Origin of the sequence: Burkholderia ambifaria AMMD (assembly GCF_000203915.1) — a bacterium.
GTDB lineage: Bacteria > Pseudomonadota > Gammaproteobacteria > Burkholderiales > Burkholderiaceae > Burkholderia > Burkholderia ambifaria.
On the sequence record NC_008391.1, the window covers coordinates 2,281,435 to 2,293,811 of the forward strand.

A 12,377-nucleotide genomic window follows, 5' to 3' on the forward strand; every position below is an offset into this window, starting at 1 on the left:
AGTGAAGAAACGAGAGAAGGTGCCGCCGCGCTGCCGAAGCGAGGTCGGCTGCCCGGAGCGCCGGGTCGGGGTTGCCCGCCCGGCGCGCACCGGACTTGTCGCGATACGCGGCGATCATTCGACGTCTTCGTCATCCTCCGCATCGAGATCGTCTTCCTCCCCGTCCCGCCCCGGCGCCGCATACGCGCTCGCCTGTTCCAGCAACCACGCACGAAACGACTCCAGCGGCTTGCTGTGGCTGAGTTCCGTTGGATACACGAGGTAGTACGCCGAATCGCCGACCGTCGCCGCGTCGCACGGCACGACGAGGCCGAGCTGCTGCAGCTGTTCCTCGACGAAGAACTTCGGCACGAGCGCGATCCCGAGCCCGGCCGCGGCCGCGCTGATCAGCATCGTGTGGAGTTCGTAGCGCACGCCCTGCATCGTGCGGATGTCCTCGACGCCGTGCGTCTCGAACCATTGCGCCCATGCGCCCGGGCGCGTCGTCGAGTGCAGCAGCGGATACGCGAGCAGATCCTCCACGCGTTCGACCGGCCCGTCGAGCAGCGCGGGCGAGCAGATCGGCACGACTTCCTCGCCGAACAGATAGTCGGACGACGTGCCGGGCCAGGTCGGCTTGCCGTAATGGATCGCGGCTTCGAAGTGCGTGTCCTCGAACGAGAACAGATCGGTGCGGCTGCCCATGTTCACGCGCACGTCCGGCGTGCGGTCGTAGAAGCTCTTGATGCGCGGGATCAGCCAGTGCGATGCGAAGGTGGGCAGCACGGCGAGCTCCAGGTAGCCGCCGCCGCTGCCGTGCGCGATGATCGACAGCGTGTCGCGATCGAGCGCCTCCAGCGCGCGCCGCACCTGCGTGCCGTACAGCTTGCCGGCGCGCGTGAGCACCACGCGCTGCTTGACGCGCGCGAACAGCCGCACGCCGAGGCTCGCTTCGAGCGTCGCGATCTGCCGCGATACCGCGCTTTCGGTCAGGAACAGCTCCTTCGCCGTGTGCGTGAAGCTCTCGTGGCGCGCCGCGGCTTCGAAAGCCACGAGCGCGCCCATGTTGGGGATCTTGAATTTGCGCATGAATTTGTCTGACGAAGGAGCCCGCCCGAAGCGGGCCGGCGAACACGTGCGGGAACCGTGAATAATTCCAAAAACTCATCAGGTGTCAATTTAATCTCGCTTTACGCCCGGCTGCAACCCTTTGAATAATGCATCCCACGCAAGGTCAGGCGCCCACGGGGGCAGCCGGCCAACCGAGATGCCGGCACGTTTGCCGGCGATTCCCCGACACGAGAATCCTGATGCGCAATCCGAATATCGACAGCCTGCTGACGAAGCTGCTGGGACAGGCAAAGACCGACGCCCTGTTCGCCACCCTGAACATGCCGGCCATCCTCGACGAATGGGAAACCGACGTCGTCACGCGCGCGGAAATCGCGCAGGCGATGAACATGGCGCTGTTCGAAGGGCTGCTCGAACGTTCGGCGAACGGCCGCGCGTACACCGCCGAAGCCATCGAAAACGGCGGTTCGGTCTACTTCGACCACGGCGCGCTGCGCACGGTGCGCTGGCCGCACACGGGTGCGCTGCCGCCGGGCGAAGCCGCGTTCACGCGGATCCTGCGTCCGCTCGGCTTCCGCCTGAACGGCCGTTATCCGCTCGACAAGCTCGGCATGACCGGCCGCGCGTACGCGCATGAAGACGCGCCGGACGAGATCGCGCAGTTCTTCGTCAGCGAACTGCATCCGGAACGTTTCTCGAAGGAATTCCAGCAGGCCGTGACGAACGTCGTGAGCTCGTCGCGCGATCCGCTGTCGCCGGCCGCCGTCGCGCTGCTGTGGGAGATCGAGCGCGAAGGGTGGCTACCGATCGACGCCGCGCATGCATTGCTGCCCGAGATTGTCGGCGCGTTCGCGCGCCAGCACGACGTGCCGAACGAACTCGACTACGAGACGCTGCTGCTCGAATCGGCCGAGATGGCATGGATCGCGACCGAAGGCAACGCGTTCAACCATGCGACCGATCGCGTGACCGACGTGTTCAAGCTGTCCGACGACGAGAAGGCGAAGGGGCGGCCGATGAAGCCGGAAGTCGAGCGCTCGCGTTCGGGCCGCGTGTTCCAGACCGCGTATCGCGCGGACATCGTCGAGCGCGAGTTCCGCACGCGCGACGGCGGCACGGTGAAGCGCAACGTGCCGGGCTCGTTCTATGAATTCATCACGCGTCGTCGCACGTTCGACCAGGCGGCGCGGTGCTGGGTGACGGACCTGCGTTTCGATGCGGGCAACGCGCAGGGCATCTTCAAGATGACGGCGAACGCGGCGAACTAAGCGCGACGCACGCAAGACAAAAGGGCCGGCGGCTGATGACAGCCGCCGGCCCTTTCGCGTTGCATGAGCGCGTCGAGCGTCAGAACAGATGCGTGATCAGGTAGAACAGCACCAGCACGCCGAGCGGTACGCCCAACAGCCATGCGATCAGATACTTGCCCATGTCGTTGTCCTCCGCGTGGCCGCGACGCGGGACGCGGCGCGGCGTGTGAGGAGACTGACGCGTTACAGCTCGCGATCGAACTCCTTCATTTGTTTCTCGGCTTCGTCGCGCGCGATCCCGTAACGCTCCTGAATCTTGCCGACCACATAGTCGCGATTACCTTCGGCGACGGCCAGGTCGTCGTCGGTCAGCTTGCCCCACTTGGCCTTCAGCTTGCCCGACAACTGCTTCCACTGACCCTTGATCTTGTCTTCGTTCATGGTGTGCTCCTGTCGTAAAGGGAGAAAAGTGCGGCGCCAGGCCGCGTGACACCTCAGGCCTTCGCCTTCAGGCCGGATGCGTCGACGTGCTTCACGCCCTTCACCGAGCGTGTCACGGCGATCGCTTTCTTGACCGCGAGCTTCGAATGCAGCACGCCCGTCAGCGTGACGACGCCGTCCACCGTCTTCACGTCGATGTCCGTGCTCTTCACGCCTTTGGTGGTCGCGAGTTCGCTCTTCACCTTGGTCGTGATCCATGTATCGGTCACCGGCTGATCCGATTCGGCCTTCATGGATTTCTCGGTCGACGACGCCTGTGCGTACGCGGTCGTGAGCGGTGCGCCAGCGAGCAGGAAAGCCGCGCTGACGGCGAGCAGCGTCGAAAGGTGCGAGGTCTTGTTCATTGATGTTCTCCTTCGAGTGGCGTGAGTGAATGAATGCGGATGCAATGCGGATGGCGTCGCGCGTTATTGCGTCATCGCGCGATCGGCGTGTCGTAGCCCGGCTCGCGCGGCGGCATGTCCGGGCGCGGTACGTCGGGTGGTTGAGGCACGGGTGGGTCGGTGCCGGGCGACGGTTCGGGCGGATGGTCCGGAGCCGGTTCGGGCCGCGTCGGATCAGGTGTCTGATGCAGCTTCATCGGGTCGTCCTCCTCTGCGGTAGTTCAGCGCGTGAGCGCCGATGCAGTACCAGCGTACCGGCGCGAACGCACGCATGCATCGCGCAAATTCACCGGGTTGCCTAGTGCGTTTGCACGGGGACGGAACGGCTGAGCGGGAACGGGAAATGCGCCGATAGATGTGCGAGGCGCGACGGCATGCGCGGGTGCCGCCATGCGCGCCGCTTGGCGGGATAGCGCACGCTGAGGGCGCGGCACGCGAATGTACTATTGCGCATGGTGCATCCAGGCGTGCCGAGCGCAGCGACGGCACGCGACCATCGCGACACGCGCCGGGCCGGCGCACGTCGGCGCCTGATGGCGCGGATGCGGCCGAACCGGCAACCATGCACACGACGTGGACGACCCTTCAATGGACGATCGAGTAAACGAACAGACGCTCAAGTCGCATACCGACCGGCGTCAGCTGTACCAGATCATCGCGGGGCTCACCGAAGGCGTGATCCTCATCGAACCCGACCAGCGCATCGTGTGGGCAAACGAGGCCGCGCTCGCGATGCACGGCGTCACCGAGCTCGACGCGCTCGGCGCGGACGTGACCGAGTATCGCGAGCGCTTCCGGCTGCGCTACCGCAACAACAATCCGGTGGGCGACGGCCACTATCCGATGGATCGCGTGATCGCGGGCGAGGAGTTCAGCGACGTGACGGTCGAAGTCGAATCGGCCGCCGACGAGAACGTGAGCTGGGTCCACCGGATCCGCAGCCTCGTGCTGACGAACGCCGCCGGCGAGCCCGACTGTCTCGCGCTCGTGCTGCACGACGCGACCGAATGGGCGAGCGCCGAGGAGCGCTTCGAGCTCACGTTCAACGCGAACCCGGCGCCGGCCGTGATCTGCCGGCTCGACGACCTGCGCTACGTGAAGGTCAATCAAGGTTTCCTCGACATGACGGGCCACGCACGCGACGACGTGCTCGGCCGCTCCGTCTACGAAGTCGATGTGCTCGATCAGGCCGAACATCGCGAACTCGCGATCGAGCGGCTCGGCGAGGGCGCGACGATCCCGCAGATGGAGGCCATGCTCAAGCGCGCGGACGGCGGCACGAAGGCGGTCGTCGTCGCCGGGCAACCGATCGACATGAACGGCGAGGCGTGCATGCTGTTCACGTTCATGGATCTCGAGCCGCGCAAGCAGGCCGAGCTCGCGCTGCGGCAGAGCGAGGAGTGCTTCGCGAAGGCGTTCCGGATGGCGCCGGTCGCGACCGCGATCGTCACCGCCGACCGCTTCGAGCTGCTCGACGTGAACGACGCATTCGTCGCGATGGCCGGCCACGCGCGCGACGATCTGCTCGGCAAGTCCGCCGACGAGATCGGGCTGTGGGCCGAGCGCGGTGCGCGCCAGCAGATCGACAGCGCACTTGCGCGCGACGGCAACGTGCGCAACGCGGACGTGCAGATCCGCACGGGCGACGGCGACGTGCGCGATTGCGTGGTGTCGGCCGAACCGGTCGCGATTCACGGGCAGGATTGCCTGCTGATCGCGTTGCTCGACATCAGCGATCGCAAGCGTACCGAGATGGAGCTCGTCTACGCGATCGAGACCGCGATGCAGGATGCATCGTGGTTCAGCCGCACGCTGATCGAGAAACTGGCGAACGTGCGGCGCGAGAATGCGCCGGACGCAGGCGCGCAGCTGTCGGATCTCACCGCGCGCGAGCGCGACGTGTTCGACCTGCTGTGTCACGGCCTCGCCGACAAGGAGATCGCCGGCCGCCTCGGGCTCGCGCCGAACACGGTCCGCAATCATGTCGCGACGATCTACGCGAAGCTCGACGTGCATAGCCGCGGCGAGGCGATCGTGTGGGCGCGCGAGCGCGGGATCGTCGGCGCGGCCGATGCGAACGGCGCGCGCGGCGACAAGGGCGCCGAGAAGGGCGGTGCGAACGTCAAGGGCTGACGACGCCGAGCGCCCGCCGTCTCCCCATCGGTGCGAATGCACCATGCAGGCTGGTGCATCCGCATCTGCCGCGCGCGGCGCGCGGCTGCCATCCTGTCCACTCGGCGGTGCGACGCGGGCTGCGGCACCGTCGGCTCTCTCCCCAATTCGTTGCAGGAGACGACCATGGACAGGAATCGCATCGAAGGCAAGCTCAAACAACTGAAAGGTTCGGTCAAGGAAGCACTCGGCAAGGTGACGGGCGACCGCGAAACGGAGGCGGAAGGCGTGGCGGAACAGCAGGCCGGCAAGATCCAGGAGAAGGCGGGCGAAGCGGCCGACGAAGTGCGCCGTCATACGGGCAGCGACCGGCACTGAGCGCCGTTGACTCATCGCGCGTTGTGTCCACGTCGTGTGACGTAGCGATGATTCTCCATCGGCATCACCCCGCGCAGTTTTGATTTGAAGGCACTTGCGCGCATTCCGCCCGATCTTTCTCGTTCCCGGCCCGCCAGCGCGCGGGCCGGCGCCGTCCGTGCACACGGAACTTGATGACAATTCCTCACAACGTAGTTCCGATATTTCGTTTGCTGCACGCGTATTGGCTACCCACAATCGGTTCACCTCTTTCGCGCTGACAGGTTCTTCGGAGACGGAACCGCGGTGATCGACCGGCAAGCCATGCGCCTTGGCGCAGCTCCGGCGACAGCAGAATTCACCGGCACGCGGGAGGTCGCCGCCGCGCGATGGTCGTGCGGCGCATCCGACCCATACAAGAAGGATTGGCCGATGACGTTCCGCATTCGTTCGCTTTCCGGCATTGCACTGACCGCCGCGATCCTCGCGTTCCAGACGGGCGCGGCCCACGCGCAGGAGACGGTCGTGAAGGTCGGCGTGGCCGTGCCACTGACCGGCGGTGGCGCTGCCTACGGCAAGGACATCGAGAACGGCGTGCGCATGGCCGTCGACGAGGCGAACGCCGCGCATACGACGATCGGCGGCAAGCCGGTGAAGTTCGTCGTCGCGTCGCAGGACGACCAGAGCGATCCGCGCATCGGCGTACAGGCCGCGCAGCAGCTGACCGACGCGCAAGTAGCCGTCGTGATCGGCCACTTCAATTCGGGCACGACGCTGCCCGCGTCGAAGATCTACGCGAAGGCCGGCATTCCGATGATCACGCCGTCGGCGACCAATCCCGACATCACGCGCGCCGGGCTCGGCACCGTGTACCGCGTGATCGCCACCGACGCGCAGAACGCCGGCAACGCCGGCGCCTATGCGGCGAGCGTGACCAAGGCGAAGCGCATCGCGATCATCGACGATCGCACCGCGTTCGGCCAGGGCGAAGCCGACGAGTTCGAGAAAGCCGCGAAGGCGAACGGCGGCACGATCGTCGCGCGCGAATTCACGAACGACAAGGCCGTCGACTTCAGCGCGCAGCTCACGAAGATCAAGAGCACGAATGCCGACCTGGTGTTCTTCGGCGGCCTCGACGCGCAGTCGGCGATGCTCGTCAAGCGCATGCGCCAGCTCGGCATCCGCGCGCAGTTCCTGGCGGGCGGCGGCGTGATGAACGCGAACTTCATCAAGCTCGCCGGCAACGCGGCCGAAGGCGCGTCCGTGTGGGAGTACGGTCAGCCGCTGTCGCGTCTCGCGAAGGGCAAGCAGTTCGAAACGAAATTCAAGCAGAAGTACGGCGTCGACATGCTCGCGTATGCGCCGTTCGCGTACGACGCGACGTGGATCGCGATCAACGCGATGCAGAAGGCGAACTCGACGAAGCCGACCGATTTCAACGGTGCGCTGAAGGGCACGCGCTACGACGGCATCACCGGCACGATCGCGTTCACGAACACGGGCGACCTGAAGAACCCGAGTTCGACGCTGTATGAAGTGAAGAACGCCGCGTGGCAGCCCGTCACCACGCAAACGGCGGACTGAATACCCGAACGCGCGCGGACTTTCGCGGCGACGCCGGACGTGCTGAAATACCCACGGCGATCAAATGCGATCGCAGCGCATGTCGGGGCGATTCGCCGGGCGGTCCGCACGCACGGCGCCGCGCGCGACGCGGCACGAACAACCTTCGGACGCGGCCCGCTGGCCGCGCCTTTCACGTGCAACTGGAGTCAGTCGTGAGTTCTCAAGTCGTCATCGTCGGCGGTGGTGTGATCGGCAGCTCGATCGCCTATTTCCTGCGCGCTACCGATCCGACGGTGTCCGTGACCGTCATCGAACGCGATCCGACCTATGCGAGGTCGTCGTCGGCGCTGTCGGCCGCATCGATTCGCCAGCAGTTCTCGACGCCGCTGTCGATCGAGATGTCACTGTTCGGGATCGACTTCCTGCGCACGATCGGCGAGCGGCTCGAGGTCGACGGCACGCGGCCGTCGATCGATCTGCATGAAGGCGGCTACCTCTTCCTCGCGACGCCGGCAGGCGATGCGACGCTGCGCGAGAACCATGCGCTGCAGACGAAGCTCGGCGCCGATATCCGCTTGATGGATCGCGATGCGCTGCGCGCGAAATTTCCGTGGCTGAACGTCGACGATCTCGTGTCAGGCGCTTATGGCGCAAGCGGCGAAGGATGGTTTGACGGCTACGGGCTCGTGCAGGCGCTGCGCAAGAAGGCGCAGGCACTGGGCGCGCGCTACGTGCCGGCCGACGTGACCGGCGTCGTTCGCGACGGTCGCAAGGTCACGCATGTGATGACGAGCGACGGCGAGCGCTACGCGTGCGATACGCTCGTCAACGCGGCGGGCGCGTGGACGCGCACACTGTCGTCGATGATGGGCATCGACATTCCCGTGTATGCGCGGCGTCGCAGCATCTTCAACGTTTCATCGCCGGCGCAGCTCGCCGGTTGTCCGCTGCTGATCGATCCGACCGGCGTGTATTTCCGGCCGGAAGGGCGCACGTATATCTGCGGGACGTCGCCGAGCCCGGATCGCGATCCCGATGATCTGCCGCTCGACGAGGTCGATCACGATTTGTTCGATGAGGTGATCTGGCCGACGCTCGCGAATCGCGTGCCGGCGTTCGAAGCGCTGCGCGTGGAGAACTGCTGGTCCGGGTATTACGAGTACAACGTGTTCGATCACAACGCGATCATCGGGTATCACCCCGAGCTCGATAACGTCGTGTTCGCGAACGGCTATAGCGGGCACGGGCTGCAGCAGGGGCCCGCGACCGGGCGTGGGGTGAGTGAACTGATTCTGGGCGGGCGATATGAATCGCTCGACCTGTCGTCGCTCGGCTGGGAGCGCGTGCTCGAAAACCGGCCGATCGTCGAAAAGAACGTCGTGTAGCGCGGCGTGACCGCCCGGTGTGGGGTGGGCGGGATTCTCCTTGTGTCTCAATCTGATTGGCCCGGCTTTGCCGGGCTTTTTTTGTTCTTTGGGGGTTATGGGTGGGGGGCGGCAATCGGCCATGAAGCGCCGTTCGCCTGCATGCACATTCGGACACTCGAGCGACCGCTCCAGTCGGCAAACGGCCGTTCCGATGAGAATGATTCAGATTCCGTCATCTGCCAAAGCGCTCCTGACCTGCACTTAGGGTGTCAGAACCCGGTGAATTCTCGACCCGACGGATGGCGCTGCGGCGACATGCTACGATCAACGCGATCCGACTTTCATCCCGACGCACGATGACGACAATGTATGAATTGCTCGGTGTGTGCGAGAACGCGACCGACGAGGAAATCAAGCGAGGCTACCGAAAGGCGGCGATGAAAGCGCATCCCGACCGCAACGTCGGGTGCGAAGCGGACGCGCATGCGCGATTTCAGGAGATCAAGGAGGCATACGCGATTCTCTCGGACCCGGAGCTGCGCCGCGTCTATGACACCACTTACGCAGAGGAAATGCTGCGTCACGCACGGCTTCGCGAAGAAGAGGAGCGCTTGAACGCGGAGCGCGAAGCGGAATATGCACGGTTCGTGGCATGGGCAATGCGCTTCGCCGAGCAAGGGCACAACCGCGACGTCGTGTTCGGTGTTCTGCTCGGCCGTGATTGCGATGTTCAACTCGCCGAGCGCATTGCCGGCAGCGTGGTCGAGTTGCATGCGTCGCGCCAGCCGGGCGCATCGCCGGACGGGGAGCGTGATGAACAGATGCCGCAATGCGACGAGAGGGCGACACAGGCGGCATCGGCGCAGGCGTCAAAGAGCGACGCGCGAAGGAGTGGCGAACACGCGCATACGGACTTTTTCAGCGCTCTCTGGCACGGCGTGTTCGGGCTGCGCCGGTGAGCCTTGGTGTGTGACCAGTTCTGCAAACGCAGAACTCGACCGCGATCGGTGCCAACTTCGGGGGAGTTTTTTTGATCGACTGCTTCATGAATTGACGGCTAATTGGGCAGTAATCGGCCAGGAAGCGACATTCGTGCATCTGAGTACAATCGTCAACAATCAGCCCCAGACTTGATGGCCGTTTTCGGTTTGCGAGACGAAGCGATGAAGGTAACGATTGCGTACATCGAAGAACCCCCATTCGGCTGGACCGAAGCGGATGGCACCGCTACCGGTGCTGATATCGAGCTTGCGGAGACGATTCTGCGCCAGATCGGCGTCGATAAGATCGAGTATTGCCTGACGACGTTCAGCGAATTGCTACCCGGCGTTCAGGCAGGTCGCTGGGACATGAATGTCCCTCTCTTTGTGACGCCGCAGCGAGCCAATGCGGTTGCGTTCAGCTTACCCGTGTGGGCAAACGAGGACGGTTTTCTGGTTCGACCTGGAAACCCGAGAGCGCTCGTTAGCTATTCGTCAATCGCCAAATGTCCTGATGCGCGCCTCGGCATAATTGCGGGACAGGTGCAGCATGATTCGGCGACGGCGTCAGGTGTAAGCGAAGAGCAAATCGTCATCTTTGAGCACCAAGCCGACGCGATCTCGGCCATTCTCTCTGGCGCGATTGACGCATACGCGAGTACAGCCTTGGGAAATCGAATTATCGCGAGCCGGATGGGAAGTTTGGTGATCGAGGCCGTCGCGCACGAGCGAGATAGAAGTGGCAGCCGGCGGACGCCTCAGCTTGGAGCGTTTTCATTCAACCAAGGGAACGCGGATCTTCTAAAAGCGGTCAATCAGCGACTTCGTTCATATCTCGGCTCGCCGGATCATCGCGCTCGTATGGCGAGATTCGGGCTGACGGACCGCGAGATCGATCCAAGTGTCCTGAATGCAGGATAGGTCGGTGCTCGGCCAACAGGAGACGTTCCGCGCAATGGCATGAATCGTTGACAAACTGCTGACCGTCGGCACAGCATCAAGTCTTGGCGGCAGCCAGTGGCCATCTAGGACCGGCGATTGCTCTTAAGCAGCCCGTACAGCGCGCTATCCGACACCTCATCGCCAACCACCCACCGATCACGCAACAATCCTTCCCGGACAAATCCGAGCCGTTCGAGAAGGCGCGCCGAGGCTACGTTGCGCGGGTCGATATCCGCCTCAATTCGGCGTAAGTTCAGCGTGCCGAATGCGTGCTCGATCAGCGCGGAGGTGGCCTCTGTCATATAGCCGCCTCCCCAATGATTACGTTGCAGACTAAAGCCTATCTCCGCACGTCGGCATTGCTCATCCGCATGAAAGAGAGCGCAGTCCCCGAGCACTTCGCCGGTTGTCCGCAATTCGAGTGCCCAAATGAACTCCTGACCGTTAGCGGAGGTCCTCAACTTACGCGCGACGCGATCCATCGCCTGATCTAAGCAAGTCATCGTCGGAAACGGCAAATAGCGCATCGCGTCCGCGTCCGACCAGATGGCGAAAAGCGCTTGCACGTCTTCATCACGAAGCGGCCGCAGAATGAGGCGAGAGGTAGTCAGCGTGACGGGTCCGAACAACGGCATGACGGCTGGCAGGCGAGAATATAGAGGCCCCATTAAAACATGTGAGCCGCGCACCAACAACCGCATGCGTCGAACCGCATGGCGGCGCAGTGTGAGTGAGTCCGCTTTCGGGATTTGAATCCGTCCCTTCAGGGTCGATCGGCGCCGGTCGCGCGTTGCAGGGCGGCGGCTGGCCGCGTTCGGCCACTTTCGGTCGTTCAACCGCGCGCTCAGGCGGACGTTCGGATGTCCGTTGCGCCTTGGATAACGGTTGTTCCCTCGGTCGCGTCGCTACTTGATGGGCTTCAACAGCCCGCTATCGGGCAAGCTCTGCTGGTCGACCAAGCCGGATGCGCTCGTGATTACCCATCACGAGCGCCAAGCGATCGGGCAACCCGAAAGCCAAGATCATCGATTGCAAACGTCGGATGGCTACGACGTCGATTCGTCGCAAGGCAGCCTCGTTCGGCATCCGCCCATCCGCCGCCACGAAACACGCGATACGAACCATAGACTTCCGGGTCGTATAGATCGGCGCACCACTCCCAAACGTTTCCTAGCGTGTCGAAAAGCCCCCAGTCATTTGCTTGCTTTTGACCCACCTCATGCGTGTGGCCCCCCGAGTTTTCTCTATACCAAGCTATATCGCCGAGTTTGCCGTATCTCGGACCATTTGTTCCGGCGCGGCAAGCGTACTCCCATTCAGCTTCGGTGGGCAGGCGATAGCCGTTACTTTCCGGGACAAGAGAAGCCCCCGTTCCATCGCCATGAAATTCATAACAGTCGAGAAGGCCGGCTGCCTTTGAAAGCATGTTGCAGAACCGGGTGGCATCAATCCAGGATACGTTGACTACTGGACATTGCGCGGCGACATGCGACGATGGCCATTGTCCGGTTACCGCAGCATATTGCGCCTGCGTGATGGGATAGCGGCCGATCAAAAAATGCGGCAGCTCGACAGACCATCTACGGCCAATTCTGTCGTCCCTCAATGCAATCGCTCCTGCGGGAACGCGTATCGTTTGTATATCGAGTGTTTCAGACAGATGTTCCATTTTCCTCATGACAATAGAAACTGCTTACAGCGGCAAAGGCCTCCAACGCAGTATCTAACACGGCTTACCTCGCATTCACGGAAGCAGCATGAGTGGGGAGCGAGGTGCGCCAAAACGAAGGATGCGTTGGATCAAATGCGCGCGCGTTCGATAGCCGGGCGAAGCTGACGTCGCGCGAGCGACTGTTGTATGTTGAAAGC

Annotated in this window: 13 protein-coding genes; 7 read left to right on the forward strand and 6 right to left on the reverse strand. The window is 63.6% G+C overall.

What is annotated here, in order from left to right:
• Positions 1–114 precede the first annotated feature (114 nt).
• Positions 115–1,068, reverse strand: a complete 954-nt coding sequence (locus BAMB_RS26190; RefSeq protein ID WP_011660167.1) for a LysR family transcriptional regulator — start codon at positions 1,066–1,068, stop codon at positions 115–117.
• A 221-nt stretch (positions 1,069–1,289) separates the two neighbouring features.
• On the opposite strand from BAMB_RS26190, the gene BAMB_RS26195 reads away from it, so the two are divergent.
• Positions 1,290–2,318 (forward strand): DUF1338 domain-containing protein, encoded by a 1,029-nt coding sequence (locus BAMB_RS26195; RefSeq protein ID WP_011660168.1) that lies wholly within the window; start codon positions 1,290–1,292, stop codon positions 2,316–2,318.
• A gap of 225 nt (positions 2,319–2,543) precedes the next feature.
• Here BAMB_RS26195 and BAMB_RS26200 read toward each other — a convergent pair whose 3' ends face one another.
• The 3 genes from BAMB_RS26200 to BAMB_RS35575 all read right to left on the reverse strand — a co-directional run bounded on the left by BAMB_RS26200 (position 2,544) and on the right by BAMB_RS35575 (position 3,381).
• Positions 2,544–2,741 (reverse strand): CsbD family protein, encoded by a 198-nt coding sequence (locus BAMB_RS26200; RefSeq protein ID WP_011660169.1) that lies wholly within the window; start codon positions 2,739–2,741, stop codon positions 2,544–2,546.
• Between the two features lie 53 nt (positions 2,742–2,794).
• Positions 2,795–3,145, reverse strand: coding sequence for a BON domain-containing protein (locus BAMB_RS26205; protein WP_011660170.1), 351 nt, complete (start codon positions 3,143–3,145; stop codon positions 2,795–2,797).
• Positions 3,146–3,216: 71 nt separating this feature from the next.
• Positions 3,217–3,381 (reverse strand): hypothetical protein, encoded by a 165-nt coding sequence (locus BAMB_RS35575; RefSeq protein ID WP_006749573.1) that lies wholly within the window; start codon positions 3,379–3,381, stop codon positions 3,217–3,219.
• Between the two features lie 391 nt (positions 3,382–3,772).
• Here BAMB_RS35575 and BAMB_RS26210 point away from each other — a divergent pair, with 391 nt between their 5' ends.
• The 6 genes from BAMB_RS26210 (at position 3,773) to BAMB_RS26235 (ending at position 10,487) form a co-directional block, all read left to right on the forward strand.
• Positions 3,773–5,317 (forward strand): helix-turn-helix transcriptional regulator, encoded by a 1,545-nt coding sequence (locus tag BAMB_RS26210; RefSeq protein WP_011660172.1) that lies wholly within the window; start codon positions 3,773–3,775, stop codon positions 5,315–5,317.
• 165 nt (positions 5,318–5,482) lie between these two features.
• Positions 5,483–5,674, forward strand: coding sequence for a CsbD family protein (locus BAMB_RS26215; protein ID WP_011660173.1), 192 nt, complete (start codon positions 5,483–5,485; stop codon positions 5,672–5,674).
• A 411-nt stretch (positions 5,675–6,085) separates the two neighbouring features.
• Positions 6,086–7,237, forward strand: coding sequence for a branched-chain amino acid ABC transporter substrate-binding protein (locus BAMB_RS26220; RefSeq protein WP_011660174.1), 1,152 nt, complete (start codon positions 6,086–6,088; stop codon positions 7,235–7,237).
• Positions 7,238–7,431: 194 nt separating this feature from the next.
• Positions 7,432–8,604, forward strand: coding sequence for an NAD(P)/FAD-dependent oxidoreductase (locus BAMB_RS26225; RefSeq protein WP_011660175.1), 1,173 nt, complete (start codon positions 7,432–7,434; stop codon positions 8,602–8,604).
• A gap of 338 nt (positions 8,605–8,942) precedes the next feature.
• Positions 8,943–9,545: a J domain-containing protein gene (locus tag BAMB_RS26230; protein ID WP_041491584.1), complete on the forward strand. Its 603-nt coding sequence runs from the start codon at positions 8,943–8,945 to the stop codon at positions 9,543–9,545.
• A 204-nt stretch (positions 9,546–9,749) separates the two neighbouring features.
• Positions 9,750–10,487 (forward strand): transporter substrate-binding domain-containing protein, encoded by a 738-nt coding sequence (locus BAMB_RS26235; protein ID WP_041491726.1) that lies wholly within the window; start codon positions 9,750–9,752, stop codon positions 10,485–10,487.
• 104 nt (positions 10,488–10,591) lie between these two features.
• On the opposite strand, the gene BAMB_RS26240 is transcribed toward BAMB_RS26235, so the two are convergent.
• Entirely contained in the window at positions 10,592–11,143 is a 552-nt protein-coding gene (locus BAMB_RS26240; RefSeq protein WP_041491585.1) for a GNAT family N-acetyltransferase, read from the reverse strand.
• 341 nt (positions 11,144–11,484) lie between these two features.
• Entirely contained in the window at positions 11,485–12,177 is a 693-nt protein-coding gene (locus BAMB_RS34510) for a formylglycine-generating enzyme family protein (RefSeq protein WP_041491727.1), read from the reverse strand.
• Between the last annotated feature and the right edge of the window lie 200 nt (positions 12,178–12,377).

What these genes read in the sequence shown, in the direction of transcription:
- BAMB_RS26190 (WP_011660167.1), bottom strand. Translation starts at nt 1,068, where the DNA reads ATGCGCAAATTCAAGATCCCCAACATGGGCGCGCTCGTGGCTTTCGAA.
- BAMB_RS26195 (WP_011660168.1), top strand. Translation starts at nt 1,290, where the DNA reads ATGCGCAATCCGAATATCGACAGCCTGCTGACGAAGCTGCTGGGACAG.
- BAMB_RS26200 (WP_011660169.1), bottom strand. Translation starts at nt 2,741, where the DNA reads ATGAACGAAGACAAGATCAAGGGTCAGTGGAAGCAGTTGTCGGGCAAG.
- BAMB_RS26205 (WP_011660170.1), bottom strand. Translation starts at nt 3,145, where the DNA reads ATGAACAAGACCTCGCACCTTTCGACGCTGCTCGCCGTCAGCGCGGCT.
- BAMB_RS35575 (WP_006749573.1), bottom strand. Translation starts at nt 3,381, where the DNA reads ATGAAGCTGCATCAGACACCTGATCCGACGCGGCCCGAACCGGCTCCG.
- BAMB_RS26210 (WP_011660172.1), top strand. Translation starts at nt 3,773, where the DNA reads ATGGACGATCGAGTAAACGAACAGACGCTCAAGTCGCATACCGACCGG.
- BAMB_RS26215 (WP_011660173.1), top strand. Translation starts at nt 5,483, where the DNA reads ATGGACAGGAATCGCATCGAAGGCAAGCTCAAACAACTGAAAGGTTCG.
- BAMB_RS26220 (WP_011660174.1), top strand. Translation starts at nt 6,086, where the DNA reads ATGACGTTCCGCATTCGTTCGCTTTCCGGCATTGCACTGACCGCCGCG.
- BAMB_RS26230 (WP_041491584.1), top strand. Translation starts at nt 8,943, where the DNA reads ATGACGACAATGTATGAATTGCTCGGTGTGTGCGAGAACGCGACCGAC.
- BAMB_RS26235 (WP_041491726.1), top strand. Translation starts at nt 9,750, where the DNA reads ATGAAGGTAACGATTGCGTACATCGAAGAACCCCCATTCGGCTGGACC.
- BAMB_RS26240 (WP_041491585.1), bottom strand. Translation starts at nt 11,143, where the DNA reads ATGCCGTTGTTCGGACCCGTCACGCTGACTACCTCTCGCCTCATTCTG.
- BAMB_RS34510 (WP_041491727.1), bottom strand. Translation starts at nt 12,177, where the DNA reads ATGGAACATCTGTCTGAAACACTCGATATACAAACGATACGCGTTCCC.